The sequence below is a fragment of the Candidatus Krumholzibacteriia bacterium genome (genome assembly GCA_029865265.1).
In the GTDB taxonomy this organism is placed as follows: Bacteria; Krumholzibacteriota; Krumholzibacteriia; order WVZY01; family JAKEHA01; genus JAKEHA01.
In genome coordinates this window covers 50929-68393 of record JAOUHG010000007.1, presented here as the reverse complement: position 1 = coordinate 68393, position 17465 = coordinate 50929, and the positions used below count along the sequence as shown (strand labels likewise).

The following is a 17465-nucleotide window of genomic DNA, read 5'->3' as shown; positions in this document are numbered from 1 at the left end:
GGGCGAGTTCGTCACCGATCCCATGCGCCACACCCCGCGCCGCGAGCCCGCGCCAAAGGCACCGCCCGCAGCGGCGCCCACGTCGCCGGTGTTCAAGCGCGCCGCCCCCAGGGAAGAGCCACCGGCCACGCCGCCGGCCGCCGCCGCGAAGCCGGCCGCCGGGCGCCCGACCACGCGCTCGATGGTGAGCATTCCCATCGTCGAGGAACTGCATGCCACCGTGTACATTTCGCGGGCGCAGCTCGAGCGCTCCTCGTCCATCCGTGTCGTGGTCGACGTGGAAGTCGAGGACGAGGGCGACCACGACTGATTCTCCCCTCGCGGGGCCCCGGGCGCGTTACCACCCCTGTGCGTGGCCCGGGAAGCTGCCCGGAGGGCTCCTCGGCCCGGCCTGTGGATAACCAGGCAAAACCCCTTCCGTCTCTTCAGTTGCACAATCCCCAATAATTCTTGACAGGTTTTTTCTGGCTATACTACGGTGACGCCCGGGTCACCGATCCCGTTGATTTTTCGCATGTTCGACCGTTTTTGGTCCCTCGAGGAGGAATCTGTGCTGCGTGCCGACCGTTCCAACAAGCCCTCCCGCATTCCGTTGATCGGGCGCCGTGGCGCCGAGCCGGCCCGGGACGCGGGCGAGCGCTTCGAGGCGGCTCAGGCCGCCTGGGAGCAGGGACGCCGGGCGGACGCCACCGCGGTGGTGCGCCGGCTGGTGGCGGAGCCCATCTCCCCGTCATTGCGCCAGGCCGTGGGGCAGTTTCTTGCCGACGCGGGAGAGCTGGACACGGCCCGCGACAACTTCGAGCGGCTGGTGGGGGCGCAGCCCGCCAGCGCGCTTGCGTATTACTCGCTGGGGCGTATCTACGACCGGCTGGGCCGCGTGGAGGACGCGCTGCGCACGCACCGCCGGGCCATCGAGCTCGAGCCCGAGAACGCCGAGTGCCACTACCGCATGGGTGTCACGCTGGCGCGTGCCGAGCGCTACAACGAGGCGGAGGAGAGCTACCGGCGGGCGATCGCGCTGGATCGGGGGCACGCGCGGGCGTACACCAACCTGGGTTATCTGCTGGATCTTCGCGGCGACGGGGATCAGGCCATCCGGCTGTTCCGCCGCGCGCTGCAGTTCAATCCGATGAGTGCGGAGGCGCACTTCAACCTTGGCGCGCTCTACGGAGAACACGGCAGTCACGACGAGGCGGTGCGTGAGTTCCGGCACGCGCTGCGCCTGGCGCCGGACAGCGTGGAAGCCAACTACAACCTCGGTATCGCCCTGTACGAGCAGGGCGATCTGGACGGCGCGCTCGAGTCGTTCCGTCGTACCATCAAGCTCGCATCGAGCCACATCGATGCGCAGTTCTTCGTGGGCATGATCTTCTACCGCAAAGGTCTCTATGAGAAGGCGGTCAAGATGTTGCAGGTGGCGCTGAAGTCCAACCCGGACCACGTCGGCATCCTGTATCACATCGGGATGTGCTACAACCACATGAACCAGCCCACGCGCGCCATCCCGCCGCTCAAGCGCGTCACCGAACTCACGCCCGACGACCACCGCGCGTTCTACGCGCTGGGCATGGTGTACGATCGCGCCGACATGCGCGACGAGGCGCGGGAGAGCTACCGCGCCGCCGACGCCCGGTTGCACGGCAGTCGCAGCCGCGTCGCCTAGGAGCGGAGCCCGTGCGCCCCGCGATCCGGGTGGTCATCGCGGTCGCGGTCGTCATGATCGCAGCCGTCCCGGCGCGCGCACAGGGCAACGAACGCATTCCCACCGACAACTGGAGCTATCGCGCCATCGAGCGTTTCGAGACGCTGGGCCTGTGCGTGCTCCCGGAGGACCGGCCGTTCTCGCGCCACGAGTTCGCCGCCATCGTGGGCCGCATCCGCGTGGTCGCGGCCGGCGCGGATCTCTCCGCGCGCGACCGTTACCAGCTCGACCGGTTGATACGCGAGTTCGGCGAAGGCGAGGAACTCCCCGACCCGCGCACCCGTTACGACCGCGCGTGGTACGCTGAGGATCGCAGCGTGGCGGTGGAGGGCGACCTCGACGTGCACCCCTACGTGCAGCAGGCGCTGTACGGCGACGAGGTGGAGGCGTACATCGGCTCGGACCCGGAGTTCCGCGTGCATCTGGGGGCGCGCGTCACCTACGACGTGCGCTACCGGTTTCTCTTCGGCCCCGAGAGCGGCGACCGCGCGCGCAACCAGAAGCCGTCGCGCCGCGAGAAGAGCTTCAAGGGGCTGACGTCGCTGTTCGACCGCTCCTACGTCGTCGCGGCATGGGATCAGGTTCAGGTGCTGGTGGGGCGCGACTACATCGATTGGGGGCCGTCCGCGGACGCCGGACTGGTGGTGCCGGGCGAGCGCTACTCCTTGGATCAGATGAGCACGCGCATCGTGTTCAAGATGTTCCGCTTCGATGCCTTCTTCGGCCAGCTGTTTCCGGATCCGGAGCGCTACCTGGTGGGGCACCGCCTGGAGGGGACCTTCGGCCGCACGGTGGTGGGCATGAGCGAGACGGTCACCTACGGCGGCCGCGGGCCGGACTGGATGTACGTGCTCCCGTTTGCGTCGCTTTACGCCAACCAGTTCAACGAGCGCACCAACGCCGACAATATTCTGTGGTGTCTGGACGCCAAGACCAGTTTGTTCGACCACCTGACGGTGTACGGCAGTTTCCTGATCGACGACCTGCAGTACGAGCGCGAGGACGGCTACCCCGACAAGCTCGCCTGGGAGGCGGGATTCCGCTTCGTGCCCGCGCGGCCGCTGGGGCTCGCGCTGAGCGGCAGTTACCGCCGCGCGGACGTGTACACCTACTCGCACGACGACTCGCTTTCGGTGTACGTGAGCGGTGCGGGCGAGATCGCCGGGGGCGACGTGCTGCTGGGTGGTGTGCCGGGGGGCGACGCCGACGCGTGGCGCGTCGCTGCCGACGTGTACCCGCGCGCCAACCTGCGCGTGAGTCTGGCCGCGTTCGGCGGCCGGCTGGGGGAGGGCAATCCGATCCGCGCGTTCGAACTGGGCGTGGACGATCCCGATCCGCCGTTCCCATCGGGTGTGGTGCAGAAGTCGCTCGGGTTCGAGGTGGGCGCGCGCTGGGAACTCGCCGGCAACAGCTGGCTCGAGGCGGCTTACGCGCACGCGTCGTCCGACAACCGTGACCACGTCGAGGGCGCCGACGAATCCACCGACGCGTTCCGGGTGGAGATTCGCTGGGACTTCCCGTAGTCTGGGCGCATGCGTCGCGGCTTCCTCGCACTCCTGGAGATCATCCGACCGCACAACATGCTCGCCGCCGGCCTCGGTGTGGTGGCGGGGTACTACGTCGCGGCGGGGACCGCATCCGCGCGCGTGATGGTGGTCGCGCTGGTGGCGGCACTGGCCACCGGCGCCGGCAATGTGATCAACGACTACTACGACTTCGCCATCGACCGGGTGAACAAGCCGCGGCGTCCGCTGCCGTCGGGGCGCCTGTCGCCGCGCGCGGCGCGGGTGTGGTACGCGGTGCTCGTCGTCGCCACCACGCTGCTCGCGGCAATCGCACTGCCGCAACCGTTGCTGGTGCTGGCCCTGGTGTGGCAGCTGGCGCTGTTCGCGTACGCGCGCGTGCTCAAGCGCACCTGGATTGCCGGCAACGTGACCGTGGCGCTGGTCTCGGCGAGCGCGTTTCTGGCCGGCGCCATGGCGGCGGACTGGCCGGGCGCGGCCGTGATCCCGATGGCGATCGCGTTTGCGTTCGTGATGTGCCGGGAGATGATCAAGGGGGGTGAGGACCTGGAAGGGGATCGCGACGCGGGTGTGCGCACCCTCGCGGTGGTCTCCGGTCCGGAGCGGGCCGCGCGGGTCGCGGCCGGGGCCATGCTGCTCTTGGCCGTGCTGGTGCCGCTGCCGGCGCTGGCGGGGCTGTACGGACTCCGCTATTTCCTGGCCATGGAGGTGCTGGTGGCGCCGGTGCTCATACTGGGCGCGCTCGCGGTGGTGCGCCGGCCGGAGCGCCGTGTGTTCGGCCGCGTCAGCCGTGCGCTCAAACTCGCCATGTTCGCCGGGATTCTCGCCATCGCGCTGGGCGTCTGACCGACCGGCGCCGCACGCGCGCCGTGATCAGGGGAAGAACAGGCTTACGCCTCCGGTGAACGACCAGTACTGCACGTCGAAGCCGACGATGGTCGCCACCGGGTAGCCATTCGAATCGTAGAAACCGTCCACGTACGAGTCGTAGGTAGAGCCGTCGTAGTACAGCGCCTGCGCGTTCAGCCCGAGCCAGCGCATCGGCAGCCAGATCAGGCCGCCACCCACCTGGAATGAAAACGCGGAGTCGGCCTTGTAGCGCGCCTCCGGATCCAGGAACTCGAGGGTGACGCCGCCCATGCCGGCGCGCAGGTAGGGACGGATCGGGAAGGCGGTTGGCACCACCACGCGAATGAAACCCGAGTACGTGTCGAGAGCGGTCTCCAGCGTTGCGTCGTCCTTGTCCTGGAAGGTGGAAGCGGCGTAGCTGAAGCCGATTGACCAGGTGCGCCCGGCGAAGTACTCGATCTCCACCGCCCATTCATCCGGCGGCCAGTCGAAGACCTGGCTGGTGTGGTTGCCGTAGCCCTCGCGCGAATCCGAGAACTCACCCACCGGAAGTGCCGCTCCGGCGTACCCCGAAACCGCGGTACGGTTGAGCAGCAGCGGGCGGGTGATGGTACGAACCGCGAGTGCCCGCGCCGCAGTCGTCATCAGGGTGGCGGCAACGAGAAGACTGACAATGGTCGTGCGCGTGAAACTCATCTCGTTCACCTTTCACAGGGGATGTCTCGGGGCGGGTGCGTTCGATTCTGTCCCGCGCGGGCGCTGCCTGTCAACGCCCGAGTGGGGGACGCGTTACTTCAACAGCACCATGCGCTGCGTGTCCACCGCCACCCCATCGACGCGGAGCCGAACGATATACACGCCGCTCGCCGCCCGGGTTCCGTGCTCGGTGTCGCCGCGCCACGCCGCCGTGTTCGGGCCCGCGGCGCGATCCTCTGCCACCACGCGGCGGACGTGTTCGCCGCCGGCTGCGAAGATGTCAATCTCCACCCGGCCCGCGGCTGCGAGCGCGAAGCGGATGGTGGTGGCCGGGTTGAAGGGGTTGGGGACGTTGCCCAGCAGACGGCTTGCGGCGGGATGGGGGCGGTCGCCCACGGCGGTGACGGTTCGCGCGAGCTGGTAGATGGAGCCGTCGATGGACGCCACGTAGAGTTCCCGCGTCGGTCCCACCCCGAAGGTGAGCAGGTTGGGCGCGCCCGTGACCAGCTCGAAACGTTCCGGCGGTCCGGCGCCGTCGAAGCGCAGCCCCCACACCACGCCCCCGGTGTAGTCGGCGAACACGTACAGGCCGGCGAGTTCCGGCAGGCGCGGGCCCCAGTAGCGGTGGCCGCCGATCACCGCGATGCCCTCACTGTGGTCATACGCGTAGAAGGGCGCGACGAGCGCGGCGCCCTGCGCGTTGCACTGTCCCTGATCGAGGCAGTCGGGGCCTTCCATGTACGGCCACCCGTAGTTCCTGCCCGGGGTCACGCGGTTGATCTCCTCCCACGTGTCCTCGCCCACGTCCGCCACCCACAGCTCTCCGCTCAGCGGATCCACCGAAAAACGCCACGGGTTGCGGAAGCCGTACGCAAATATCTCCTCGCGGTAGCCCTGCGCGTTGCCGGCGAACGGGTTGTCCGCGGGGATCTCGTAGTGGGTGGCGATGCCGCCCGGCGGGGCCGCGGGCACGTCCACGTCGATGCGCAGAATCGATCCGCGCAGGTCGGACAGATCCTGGGCGTACTCGCCGACCTGGTCCTCTCCGAGGCCGACGTAGAGATACCCGTCGGGGCCGAAGGCAATCTGCCCGCCGTTGTGCCACACACCCGCCTTGGGCGCCTCGAGGAGGATGGTTTCGGTGGACTCGTCCGCCACGTCGGGGTCAGCGCTCACCTGGTAGCGCGCGACGGTGCAGCGGTACGGATAGTCCGAGACGAAGAACACGAAGAACGTGCCGTTGCTCGCGTACTGGGGGTGGAACGCCAGCCCCAGTGCACCGGCTTCACCCGACGCCCTTACCTTGCCGACGAGATTGAGAAACTCCGTCACCTCGCCCGGCTGCACCTCGAACTTCTTCGGGAAGACCTTGATCACGCCCCCCTTCTCGACCACGAAGACCCGGTTGCTGCCGTCGGGGGCGGACTGGATGTCGGTCGGGAAGGCGAACGAGAGGTAGGGGAATGCGTTCTCGAGCTGATAGTCCCCGGCGAGGCCCGCGGTGGGAGCCAGTATCAGGGCAAGGCAGAGCAGCTGCAGCAGGTGGCGCATGGTTGAGCGATCGAATGGCGGCCCAGGCGACGAAAGTTGTGTCAGGGACGGCGACGGGCGTGTTTCCCGTTGGATAACCGGGGTTCCCCATTATAATGGGGAGCCTGCCGGGGGGTCAACCGGCGGACGGTGGAAAACCCACTTTTTGTGCCGGGGGTGTGACGTTGTATATGGCATATAAACAGTTCGTTACGATGCTTATCTCACTTTGTTTCGCATTGTGGATAATCCTTCTGCCGGCACCCCTTGTCGCGCAACTCCCGGGCTCCGACATATGGCTTGCCCCGCTGACCGTGGACGACGGAGCGGTGCGGGTGGGGGTCGGGGTCAACGCCACCCGGCGGCCCGGTTACGACAACCAGCCCGCCTTCGTGTCGTCGGGATCGTTCCTCTACGTTGCCGGAGACAGCACCGGCACTGATGTCTGGCGCCGGGACGCCGGTTCCGGCGCGGCGGTGAGGGTGACGCGCACGCCGGAGAGCGAGTATTCGCCGACGCCGATGCCGGACGGCGGCGGGTTCTGCACGGTGCGCGTGGAGGCGGACAGCACCCAGCGCCTGTGGTGCTTCGACTCGGACGGCGGCAACCCGCGGCTGGTCATGGCGGGTGTCGATTCGGTGGGATATTTCGAATGGATCGACGCCGCCACGGTTGCGGTGTTCGTGGTGGGGGAGCCGCACACCTTGCGCACGGTCGACGTGGCCTCGCAGCGGGAGACGGTGCGCGCACGGGACATCGGGCGCTTCATCCGCCGCGTGCCCGGGACCCGCGATCTGGCCTTCACCATGCGCAGCGCGGATGACGCGTACCGCTTCTTCCGCCTGCCGGACGGTGCGGCGCAACCCGCCTGGCTCATCGACGCGCCGGCGGAGGGCCAGGATGCGGTCTGGATAGGCGACGTGCTGCTCGCGAGCGGCGGCGGCGAAATCTTTGCGGCGCGGCCGCTGTCAGGCGGCGCCTGGGAACGCGTCGCCGATGTGCGCGAGTGGGGTGCGCCCACGGCGACGCGTCTCGCGGTGAACCCGGATCACACCGCACTCGCGGTGGTCTGTGGGGAGTAGCGCCGCCAGCATGGTTGACCGCCGCGCGCCTGAGGTGCTATCTTCCCGTGCTCCAAGGGGTTCTGTCATCGAATCCCGGACTCCATGATGGAAAAACACTTCGATCCGGCCGGCGCGCGCGCGCGATGGAACCGGGAGTGGGACTCGCGCGGCATCTTCCCGCCCGACGACGACTCCGACCGGGAGCCGTTCGTCATCATCCTCCCGCCACCCAACGTGACCGGCGTCCTCCACGTCGGACACATCCTCGGCGACACCGTGCAGGACCAGCTCATCCGCTGGAAGCGCATGTCCGGTTACAACACGCTGTGGATTCCCGGCACCGACCACGCGGGCATCGCCACCCAGAAGGTGGTGGAGACGGCGCTCGCGAAGGAGGGGAAGTCGCGCGCCGACATGACGCGCGAAGAATTTCTCGCCCAGGCCTGGAAGTGGAAGGACCACCACCACGCGCGAATCGCCGAACAGATGAAGCAGCTCGGCTGCGCGTTCGACTGGACGCGCGAAGCCTTCACCCTGGACGAGCCACGCTCACGCGCCGTGCGCGAGGTATTCGTGCGCCTCTATGAGAAGGGGCTCATCTACCGGGGCGACTACATCGTCAACTGGTGCCCCTCGTGCCAGACCGCCATCTCCGATGAGGAGGTCGTGTACGAGGAACGCGACTCGAAGCTGTGGTGGATCCGTTACCCGTCCGCACACGGTGAGGTGGTGGTGGCCACCACGCGCCCCGAGACCATGCTGGGCGATACCGCGGTGGCGGTGAGCCCGGACGACCGCGGCAAGAAGAAGCTGGTGGGCCGGACGGCCACGCTGCCCATCGTGGGGCGCGAACTGCCCATCGTGGCGGACGAGGCGGTGGACAAGGCGTTTGGCTCGGGGTTCGTCAAGGTGACGCCCGCGCACGACCCCAACGACTTCGCCATCGCGCGGCGCCACGGTCTGCCCGCGGTGATCGTCATCGACCGCAGCGGGAAGATGACGCGCGAGGCGGGTGAGGACTTCGCGGGGCTGGATCGTTTTGCCGCGCGCAAGCGGGTGGTGGAACGGCTGGAGAAGGAAGGCCTGCTGGTCAAGATCGAACCCCACCGCCACGCGGTGGGCACGCACGACCGCTGCGGCACCGTCATCGAACCGCTGCTGTCGCGGCAGTGGTTCGTAAAGATGCAGCCGCTGGCGGAGCCGGCGGTGCGCGCGGTCGAGAACGACGAGATTACCTTCTATCCGCCGCGCTGGCGCAACGTGTACATGAGCTGGATGACCAACATCCGCGACTGGTGCGTGTCGCGCCAGCTGTGGTGGGGTCACCGCATCCCGGTGTGGTACTGCGACGACTGCGATCACTTCACCGTGTCGCGCGAGGACCCGTCGGCCTGCGGCGGTTGTGGCGGTACGGCGCTGCACCAGGACGAGGACGTGCTGGACACGTGGTTCTCGTCGTGGCTGTGGACTTTCTCGCCCATGGGTTGGCCGGACGAGAACGCGCCGGACCTGAAACGCTATCACCCCACGTCGGTGCTGGTGACCGGCTCGGAGATCATCTTCTTCTGGGTGGCGCGCATGATCATGGCCTCGCTGGAGTTCATGGGCGAGGTTCCGTTCCGCCACGTGTTTCTGACCGGCATCGTGCGCGACGGCCTGGGGCGCAAGATGAGCAAATCGCTGGGCAACTCGCCCGACCCGCTGGACATCATCGACAAGTGGGGAACGGACGCGTTCCGCTTCACGCTGTCCATGCTCTCGCCGCCGGGCAAGGACGTGTTCTTCGACGAGGACAAGCTCGAGATCGGCCGCAATTTCACCAACAAGATCTGGCAGGCGTCGCGCCTGGTGATGAGCGCAGTGGAGAAGGAGACGGCGCCCATCTTCGCGGACGGTCCCGGCGCGGGTGAGGGGTCACCGTTTGTCTCCGCGTGGCGCACGGCGCACGGTTCCTCGCTTGCCTTTACACCCGACCTCGCCTGGGAGGACCGCTGGATCCTCTCGGCGCTGTCGCGCTGCGCGCTCGACAGCAACCGGGCGTGCGAGGAGTGGCGGCTCAACGACGCCGCGGCGCGCGTGTACGATTTCTTCTGGCACGACTTCTGTGACTGGTACCTGGAGCTGGCCAAGGTTCGCCTCTACGGCGAAGGCGATGGCCGCACCGTGCTGGCGGTTCTGCTGTATGTGCTGGGTGAGTCGGTGAAGCTCATGCACCCGCTGATGCCCTATGTGACCGAGGAGATCTGGAGCGTGCTGCCCATGACGAACGGGCTCCTGCTCGAACAGCCCTACCCGCGCGGCGACGACGGGGACGTGGACGCGGAAGCCGAGGCGCGCATGGGGCTACTGCGCGACGTGGTGACCTCGGTGCGCAACATCCGCGCCGCCTACCGGGTGGCGCCGGCGGCGCGCATTCCGGTGCGTGTGCAGGCGCCGGAGCACCGGGCCGCCCTCTTGCGCGAGGCCGAAGACGGAATCCAGCGCCTGGCGGGCGTGGCCTCGCTGGACGCGGGCCCCGCGGTGCAAAAGGAGAAGGGCGACGCGGCCACACCCATCGGCGACATCGAGGTGGTGGTGCCGCTGCGCGGGGTGGTGGACTTCGCCGCCGAACGCGAGCGGCTGGAGCGCGAGCGTGGCAAGGTCGAAAGCGATCTCGCCGCGGTCAGCGCGAAGCTCGCCAACGAGAACTTCGTCACGCGCGCCAAACCGGAAGTGGTGGAGCGGGAACGCGAGAAGCAGGCCCGGCTGGAGACCGAGCTCGGCAAACTACGCGAGTCGATCGGGCTGCTGCGGGCCGACGGCTGATTGACCGCGGACGACGCGCGTGGGAGGATAGGCGGTACCTATGGACAACTCGCAGGGCAAGACGGTCGGGGAACTCCTGCGCGCCGCGCGCGAGGAGAAGAAGCTCACCATCGAGCAGGTCAATCGCGAGACGCGCATCTCGGTGCAGTCCATCCGCTCGCTGGAGGGGGACGACTTCGGTGCGTTCTCCAGCGAGACCTACCTCAAGGGGTTCCTGCGCAACTACGCGGAGTTCCTGGGGCTGGATGGCGGCAAGCTGTGGGACATGGTCGGGCAGCGCGGCGGCGGCGGCACCGGGGGCGGCCCGTCGTGGGACGTGGAAGAGGCCCTGCATGTCGAGAAGCTGGGTGCCCCGCGCCTGCTCAAGTCGCTCGTCTTTCCGCTTCTCCTCGTGGTGGTCATCGTTCTCGCCGTCCTGCTCGTGCGCGAGCGCCGGCGTTCGGGGGGCGCACAGACGGGGAGTGCCGCGCCGGTCGAGGCCGTGCGGCCGGCCGGGTGAAGCCGGTGGCGGGCGGCTTCGATCTTGTTTCCCACTACAAACCCACGGGCGATCAGCCGCAGGCCATCCGGGCCCTGGTGGCGGGATTGCGCGAGAAGCGGCGCGACCAGGTATTGCTTGGCGTCACCGGGTCGGGCAAGACCTTCACCATTGCCAACGTGATCGCACAGACCGGGCTGCCCGCGCTGGTCATTTCCCACAACAAGACGCTGGCGGCACAGCTCTACGGTGAGTTCAAGGGCTTCTTCCCCAACAATGCCGTGGAGTACTTCGTGAGTTACTACGACTACTACCAGCCCGAGGCCTATGTGCCGTCCACCAACACGTATATCGCCAAGGATGCGTCCATCAACGACGACATCGACCGCCTGCGGGTGCGCGCCACCAGCTCGCTCATGACGCGGCAGGACGTCATCGTCGTCTCCAGCGTTTCGTGCATCTACGGGCTCGGGTCGCCGGAGATGGTGCGCGCCATGACCATCCGCCTGCACGCGGGCGACGCGCTCAACCGCGAAGAATTCCTGCGCAGCCTGGTCGACATCCAGTACCAACGCAACGACGCCGCCTTCACGCGGGGGTGTTTCCGCGTGCGCGGAGACGTGGTGGAGATCCGCCCCGCCTACGAGGAGGAGGCGATTCGCGTGGAGTTCTTCGGTGACACGGTGGAATCGCTCTCCATCACCGACCCGCTCACCGGCAAGCGGCTGCGCGGCATCGAGGAACTGACCCTGTTTCCGGCCAAGCACTTCGTCACCCCGGAGCCCGCAGTGAAGCGGGCGGTGAAGGCCATCCGCGAGGAGCTGGCGGAGCGCGTGGTGCAACTGCGCGAACTGGGCAAGAACGTGGAGGCGCAGCGGCTCGAATCGCGCACCCTGTACGACTGCGAGATGCTGGAGGAGGTGGGATACTGCAGCGGTGTGGAGAACTACGCCCGCCATCTCTCCGGCCGCGGGCCCGGCGAACGTCCCATGACCCTGCTCGACTTCTTCCCGCAGGACTTCGTGTGCGTGATTGACGAGTCGCACGTCACCGTGCCGCAGGTGGGCGGCATGTACAACGGCGACCGTTCGCGCAAGCTCACCCTGGTGGAGCACGGGTTCCGGCTGCCCTCGGCGCTCGACAACCGTCCCCTGAAGTTCGACGAATTCGACGGCATGATCCCGCGCTACATCTACGTGAGCGCGACCCCGGCCGACTGGGAACTGGCGCGCACCGGCGGCGAGGTGGTGGAGCAGGTGATCCGGCCCACCGGCCTGGTGGACCCCGAGATCAGCCTGCGCCCGGTGGAGGGGCAGGTGGACGACCTGGTGGAGGAGATACGGGTATGCGCGGGCATGGGGGAACGGGTGCTGGTGACCACGCTCACCAAGCGCATGTCGGAGGAACTCACCGACTACCTGTCATCGCTCGGAATCCGCGTGCGCTACCTGCACTCCGACATCGACGCGCTGGAGCGCGTGCAGATTCTGCGCGGCCTGCGCCTGGGCGAGTTCGACGTGCTGGTGGGCATCAACCTGCTGCGCGAGGGACTCGACCTGCCCGAGGTGGCGCTGGTGGCGGTGTGTGACGCCGACAAGGAGGGGTTCCTGCGCAGCGAGCGCAGCCTCATCCAGACCGCGGGGCGGGCGGCGCGGCACGTGTCGGGGCGCGTCATCTTCTACGCCGACCACGTGACGGACTCGATGCGCGGCGCCATGCGGGAGACCAACCGCCGCCGCCGCCGGCAGCTGGCGTACAACGCGGAGCACGGCATCACCCCGCGGGGCATCGTCAAGTCGCTCGACGAGGTCGTGCTGTCGACATCGGTCGCGGATGCACGGCGCCGCGACGGCGCCGACGTGGTGCTGGAAGCGGGCGCGCCCACCGAGGCGCTCGCCGCGGCCATCGAGGCGGAGATGCTGCGCGAGGCCCGCGATATGAACTTCGAGAAGGCGGCCAGCCTGCGCGACCGCCTGGACGAAATGCGCATGCAGCTTGCGGCGGCGGACGAGCGTGCACCGCGCCGGCGGCGCGGGCGTGGTGGGGAGGACCTGTGAGCCACACTGGGCCGAACCTGCAACCCCCTGCGCCGGAGCACGTGACCGCGCTGGTCCGCGCGGCGCTGGAAGAAGACGCCGCGCGGGAAGACGCGACGGTCGCGTACCTGGAACTCGACGGCGCGCCGCTGCGCGCCGAGATCCGCGTGGCGGACGAAGTCGCCGTGTCGGGAACCGGCGTGGCGCGCGAGGTGTTCCGGCAGGTCGATTCCAGTGTGTCCTTCGAGGCACCGCTGGCTGACGGCGCGCGTGCCCGCGCCGGTGATGTCCTGGTGAGTCTGCACGGTTCCGCGCGCTCGATCCTTTGCGCCGAGCGAACCGCGCTCAACTTCCTGCAGCGCATGTGTGGCATCGCGTCGCTCACCGCGCGCTACGTGCGGGCGGTGGCGGGCACCGGTGTCACCATCCTGGACACGCGCAAGACCGTTCCGTTGTGGCGGGAGCTCGACAAGTACGCGGTTCGTTGTGGCGGCGCGCGCAACCACCGCCGCGACCTGCACGCCATGGTGCTCATCAAGGAAAACCACGTGCGCGCGGCCGGGGGGCACGACGCGGCGCTGGGGCGTATCGTGCGGGCGCCACGGGCGGCGTTCGTCGAGCTCGAGGTGGATTCGCCGGACTTTCTGGACGCGGTGCTGGCGTCGCCGGCGAGCGCGCGCATCGACCGCGTCATGCTGGACAACTTCGCACCCGCGGATGTTCGCGCGGCGGTGGCGCGCATCGGCGCGTGGCGCCGCGCGGGTGACGGGCGCCGCCTGGAGGTGGAGGTGTCGGGTGGCATCGTACTGGAGACGATTGGTGAATTCGCGCTGCCGGGTGTCGACTACATCTCCGTCGGTGCGCTGACCCACTCGCCGCCCGCGGCGTCGATGAGCCTGGATGTCCTGTGATGAATCCCTCGCCCGCCGGACCGCTTCCCGCCGAACTCGCGCGCTACCTCGCCACCGCGCGGTTGGGCCGGCGCGTGTATTTCTTCCCCGAAACGGAGTCCACCAACGACGTTGCCCTGGAACTGGCCCGGGCGGGCGAGCCCGAGGGGACCATCGTGGTTGCGGACTACCAGACGCGCGGGCGTGGGCGGCGCGGTCATGCGTGGACCAGCCCGCCGGGGCGCGACGTGATGTGTTCGGTCATTCTGCGCCCGCAGGCCGACGCGCGTGCCAGCCTGGCGGTGACGCTGGCCATCGCCACCGCGATATCGGTGGCACTCTCGAAACTGCTCGACACGGATCTCATGGTGAAGTGGCCCAACGATGTCGTGGGCGCGGCGGGGAAGATCGCCGGCATTCTTGCCGAGTCCGCCGCGTCGGCCGGACGCGTGGACCACGTCGTGGTGGGCATGGGGATCAACGTGAACGCCACCCCGGACGACTGGCCCGCGGAATGGCGTGCGGCCGCCGCGTCGTGCCGAACGCTCACCGGGGTGGTGTGGGATCGCGCCCTCGTGCTCGCCGATGTGCTGGGAACCATCGAGGCGTACTACGACCGTTTCCGCCGCGAGGGCTTCGCGCCCCTGGTGAGTTCATACCAGGCGCGGATGACGCAGATGAACCGGCCGGTGGCGTTCGCGTCCGGTGGCGGACGCGTGACCGGCGTGGTCACCGGTGTGGCGGGGGACGGGGCGCTGCAGGTCGTACTCGATTCCGACGCCTCGGTGGTCTCCCTTTATAATGAAACCGTGGAGGTGATCGGTTGACACTGTGCGCGGACGCGGGCAACTCGACCATCAAGATCGCGGTGGTGGACCGCGGCCGGGTGGGTCCGGTGGTGGCTGTTGCCAGCACCGCCTCGGCGCGTGCCATCGATGCCGCGGTGCGGCGGGCCCAGCGTGGCGGGGCGCGCCGTGGCGCGTGCGCATTCTCGTCGGTCTATCCCGCGGTGAATGCCGTGATCGCCGCGGCGCTGCGGCGGACGACGGGGGAGGCGCCGCTTCGCATCAGCCACCGCATCCCGCTCCCCGTCCGCATCGGCGTCCGTCATCCGGAGCGCCTCGGCGCCGACCGTATCTGCGCCGCGGTGGGCGCGGTGGGCACGCGCGGGAGCGGCGCGGTGGTGGTGGATGTGGGCACGGCGATTACGGTGGATCTGGTGACCGACCGCGTGTTCCGCGGCGGCGTGATCCTTGCCGGGCCGGATATGGCCCTGGGCGCGCTTCACGCGGGCACGGCCGCGCTACCGGCCGTGGACTTCCGCACCGGGGCGTTCCCCCCGGGCGGTATCGACCGCACCGACCTTGCCATGCGCTGGGGCGCGGGGCTGGCGGCGGCGGGGGGAATCCGCGAGGCGGTCGCCATGCTCCAGCGCCGGGTGGGCCGTCGCCTGCCGGTGGTCGTCACGGGGGGCGGCGTCTCCCGAATCGCCTCTCTGCTACCCTCCAGCTATCGAGTGCGCCCTCATCTGACGCTCATTGGCATCGATACGATCTATAGACTGTCAAGACGCTAGCGCACTGCCATAATAGCAGTAAAATCCGGCTTACCCACCTCTCTTTACGAAAAGTTTCACTTGCCAGACCCTGGCGGCGCGGTTATTCTAGTCTCTGTTAGCACTCTCATGATGTGAGTGCTAATATCTGGCGGCGGGGCATCGCTCCCGCGCAACGAATTCCGATCATCACAACACTGGCGAGTATTCGCAACTCAACCCGGAGGAAGAGGACCATGGCCATGAAAATGATTCCACTCGGTGACCGCGTGATCGTGCGTCTCCTGGAGAAGGAAGAGCAGAAGAAGGGCGGCATCATCATTCCCGACACCGCGAAGGAGCGCCCGCAGGAGGGCGAGGTCATCGCAGTCGGCAAGGGCCGCCGCACCAACAGCGGCGAGCGCATGGAGCCCGAAGTCAAGAAGGGCGACCGCGTGCTGTTTGCCAAGTATGCCGGCAACGAAATCAGCATCGACGACGCGAAGTATCTCGTCATGAAAGAAGACGAGATCCTCGCCATTCTCTAGTCATTCATTCGGAACACACACAGGAGGCCACCAATGGCAAAACAGTTGATCTACGACGCCGAAGCGCGCGAAAAGCTCAGGACCGGCGTCGACAAACTCGCCAACGCCGTGCGTATCACGCTCGGCCCCAAGGGACGCAACGTCGTCCTCGACAAGAAATTCGGCAGCCCGAGCATCACCAACGACGGTGTCACCATTGCCAAGGAGATCGAACTCGACGATCCGTTCGAGAATCTCGGCGCACAGATGGTGAAGGAAGTCGCCACCAAGACGCAGGACGTCGCGGGCGACGGCACCACCACCGCGACCATTCTCGCCCAGGCGATGATCGCCGAGGGCATCAAGAACGTCACCGCCGGGGCCAACCCGATGTTCCTCAAGAAGGGCATCCAGAAGGCCACCGAGGCGGTCGTCGCGGAGATCAAGCGCAAGAGCACCACGATCAAGATGACCAAGGAAGGCATCGGCAGCGTGGCAACCATCAGCGCCAACAACGATCCCGAGATCGGCGACCTGATCGGCGAGGCCATGATCAAGGTCGGCAAGGACGGTGTCATCACGGTGGAAGAGGCGCGCGGCATGGAGACCACCCACGAAGTCGTGGAGGGCATGCAGTTCGACCGCGGTTATCTCTCGCCGTATTTCGTCACCAACGCCGAGCGCATGGAAGTGACGCTGGAGGATGCGGTCATTCTCATCCATGACAAGAAGATCGCGTCCATGAAGGACCTGCTGCCGATCCTGGAGAAGGTGGCGCAGATGGGCCGTCCCTTCCTCATCATCGCCGAGGACATCGAGGGCGAGGCGCTGGCCACGCTGGTCGTGAACAAGCTGCGCGGCACCCTGCAGGTGTGCGCGGTGAAGGCTCCGGGCTTCGGCGATCGCCGCAAGTCCATGCTCGAGGACATCGCCATCCTCACCGGTGGCCGTGTGGTCTCGGAAGAGGCGGGCTTCAAGCTCGAGAACGCGACCGTCGCTGATCTCGGCAAGGCCAAGCGCATCACCATCGACAAGGACAACACCACCATCGTCGAGGGTGCGGGCAAGGCGGCCGACATCAAGTCGCGCGTCGGCCAGATCCGCCGCCAGATCGAGGACACCACCTCGGAGTACGACAAGGAGAAGCTCCAGGAGCGTCTCGCCAAGCTGGCCGGCGGCGTTGCCGTCATCAGCGTGGGTGCGGCCACCGAGGTTGAGATGAAGGAGAAGAAGGCCCGCGTGGAGGACGCGCTCGCGGCGACGCGCGCGGCGGTCGAAGAGGGCGTCGTGCCGGGTGGCGGCATCACGCTGATTCGCGCCGCGAAGGTGCTCGACAAGCTGGTGCTCGAGGGCGACGCCGCAATCGGCGTCAACATCGTGCGCCGCGCGCTCGAGTCCCCGCTGCGCCAGATCGCGGCCAACGCCGGTGCCGAGGGTTCGCTCATCGTGGAGCACGTCCTCAAGCAGGCGGAGAACATCGGGTACAACGCTGCCACCGGCGAGTACGTCGACATGTTCAAGGCCGGCATCGTCGACCCCACCAAGGTGACGCGCAGCGCGCTGCAGAACGCGGCCAGCGTCGCCGGCATGCTCCTCACCACGGAATGTGTCGTCACGGACATTCCGGAGGACGAGAAGGCCGGTGCGGGACGCGGCGTCCCGGGCGGCGGCATGGGTGACATGTACTAGAATCCCCCGGGATTCTGGATCCAGACGCAGCGCGTCGCCGGTTCGCCCGGCGGCGCGCTGCTCTTTTTCCGGGTGGCCGCGACGGTTGGGGCGGGAATCGCGCCCCCGCGGCCGACAAAAAGCCCTTGAACCCCCGGGCGGC

At 67.9% G+C, this 17465-nt stretch carries 14 protein-coding genes; 12 read left to right on the top strand and 2 right to left on the bottom strand.

Annotated elements, in window-relative coordinates:
• The first annotated feature begins 514 nt into the window (after positions 1-514).
• Genes OEX18_05175 through OEX18_05165 form a run of 3 tightly spaced genes read left to right on the top strand, consistent with a single transcriptional unit; the run spans position 515 to position 4071 of the window.
• Positions 515-1663, top strand: a complete 1149-nt coding sequence (locus OEX18_05175; protein MDH4336653.1) for a tetratricopeptide repeat protein — start codon at positions 515-517, stop codon at positions 1661-1663.
• An 11-nt stretch (positions 1664-1674) separates the two neighbouring features.
• The gene (locus OEX18_05170; GenBank protein ID MDH4336652.1) at positions 1675-3225 is read left to right on the top strand and encodes a capsule assembly Wzi family protein; all 1551 of its coding nucleotides are present in this window, start codon (positions 1675-1677) and stop codon (positions 3223-3225) included.
• Positions 3226-3234: 9 nt separating this feature from the next.
• On the top strand, positions 3235-4071 hold the full coding sequence (locus OEX18_05165) for a geranylgeranylglycerol-phosphate geranylgeranyltransferase (protein ID MDH4336651.1): 837 nt from the start codon (positions 3235-3237) through the stop codon (positions 4069-4071).
• A gap of 27 nt (positions 4072-4098) precedes the next feature.
• Here the strand turns inward: OEX18_05165 and OEX18_05160 are convergent, their stop codons facing one another.
• Together OEX18_05160 and OEX18_05155 are read right to left on the bottom strand one after the other, a co-directional pair.
• Positions 4099-4770, bottom strand: coding sequence for a hypothetical protein (locus OEX18_05160; GenBank protein MDH4336650.1), 672 nt, complete (start codon positions 4768-4770; stop codon positions 4099-4101).
• 93 nt (positions 4771-4863) lie between these two features.
• Positions 4864-6321: a PQQ-dependent sugar dehydrogenase gene (locus OEX18_05155; GenBank protein MDH4336649.1), complete on the bottom strand. Its 1458-nt coding sequence runs from the start codon at positions 6319-6321 to the stop codon at positions 4864-4866.
• Positions 6322-6614: 293 nt separating this feature from the next.
• Here OEX18_05155 and OEX18_05150 point away from each other — a divergent pair, with 293 nt between their 5' ends.
• The 9 genes from OEX18_05150 to groL all read left to right on the top strand — a co-directional run bounded on the left by OEX18_05150 (position 6615) and on the right by groL (position 17323).
• Complete coding sequence (locus OEX18_05150) at positions 6615-7382, top strand: hypothetical protein (GenBank protein MDH4336648.1); 768 nt, start codon at positions 6615-6617, stop codon at positions 7380-7382.
• Positions 7383-7466: 84 nt separating this feature from the next.
• The gene (locus OEX18_05145) at positions 7467-10169 is read left to right on the top strand and encodes a valine--tRNA ligase (GenBank protein MDH4336647.1); all 2703 of its coding nucleotides are present in this window, start codon (positions 7467-7469) and stop codon (positions 10167-10169) included.
• Positions 10170-10209: 40 nt separating this feature from the next.
• Entirely contained in the window at positions 10210-10668 is a 459-nt protein-coding gene (locus OEX18_05140) for a helix-turn-helix domain-containing protein (GenBank protein MDH4336646.1), read from the top strand.
• Between the two features lie 5 nt (positions 10669-10673).
• Positions 10674-12704, top strand: coding sequence for an excinuclease ABC subunit UvrB (gene uvrB, locus OEX18_05135; GenBank protein ID MDH4336645.1), 2031 nt, complete (start codon positions 10674-10676; stop codon positions 12702-12704).
• Positions 12701-13594, top strand: a complete 894-nt coding sequence (nadC, locus tag OEX18_05130; protein MDH4336644.1) for a carboxylating nicotinate-nucleotide diphosphorylase — start codon at positions 12701-12703, stop codon at positions 13592-13594. Before uvrB ends, nadC begins: the two co-directional genes overlap by 4 nt.
• Positions 13594-14400 carry a biotin--[acetyl-CoA-carboxylase] ligase gene (locus tag OEX18_05125; protein ID MDH4336643.1) on the top strand — a complete coding sequence of 269 codons (807 nt, stop codon included), beginning with the start codon at positions 13594-13596 and terminating at the stop codon, positions 14398-14400. The genes nadC and OEX18_05125 overlap by 1 nt, the downstream gene beginning before the upstream one ends.
• On the top strand, positions 14397-15149 hold the full coding sequence (locus OEX18_05120) for a type III pantothenate kinase (protein MDH4336642.1): 753 nt from the start codon (positions 14397-14399) through the stop codon (positions 15147-15149). Before OEX18_05125 ends, OEX18_05120 begins: the two co-directional genes overlap by 4 nt.
• 221 nt (positions 15150-15370) lie before the next feature.
• On the top strand, positions 15371-15655 hold the full coding sequence (gene groES / locus OEX18_05115) for a co-chaperone GroES (protein MDH4336641.1): 285 nt from the start codon (positions 15371-15373) through the stop codon (positions 15653-15655).
• A gap of 33 nt (positions 15656-15688) precedes the next feature.
• Entirely contained in the window at positions 15689-17323 is a 1635-nt protein-coding gene (gene groL / locus OEX18_05110) for a chaperonin GroEL (protein ID MDH4336640.1), read from the top strand.
• Positions 17324-17465 lie beyond the last annotated feature (142 nt).

What these genes read in the sequence shown, in the direction of transcription:
- OEX18_05175 (MDH4336653.1), top strand. Translation starts at nt 515, where the DNA reads ATGTTCGACCGTTTTTGGTCCCTCGAGGAGGAATCTGTGCTGCGTGCC.
- OEX18_05165 (MDH4336651.1), top strand. Translation starts at nt 3,235, where the DNA reads ATGCGTCGCGGCTTCCTCGCACTCCTGGAGATCATCCGACCGCACAAC.
- OEX18_05160 (MDH4336650.1), bottom strand. Translation starts at nt 4,770, where the DNA reads ATGAGTTTCACGCGCACGACCATTGTCAGTCTTCTCGTTGCCGCCACC.
- OEX18_05155 (MDH4336649.1), bottom strand. Translation starts at nt 6,321, where the DNA reads ATGCGCCACCTGCTGCAGCTGCTCTGCCTTGCCCTGATACTGGCTCCC.
- OEX18_05145 (MDH4336647.1), top strand. Translation starts at nt 7,467, where the DNA reads ATGATGGAAAAACACTTCGATCCGGCCGGCGCGCGCGCGCGATGGAAC.
- OEX18_05140 (MDH4336646.1), top strand. Translation starts at nt 10,210, where the DNA reads ATGGACAACTCGCAGGGCAAGACGGTCGGGGAACTCCTGCGCGCCGCG.
- OEX18_05125 (MDH4336643.1), top strand. Translation starts at nt 13,594, where the DNA reads ATGAATCCCTCGCCCGCCGGACCGCTTCCCGCCGAACTCGCGCGCTAC.
- groES (MDH4336641.1), top strand. Translation starts at nt 15,371, where the DNA reads ATGAAAATGATTCCACTCGGTGACCGCGTGATCGTGCGTCTCCTGGAG.
- groL (MDH4336640.1), top strand. Translation starts at nt 15,689, where the DNA reads ATGGCAAAACAGTTGATCTACGACGCCGAAGCGCGCGAAAAGCTCAGG.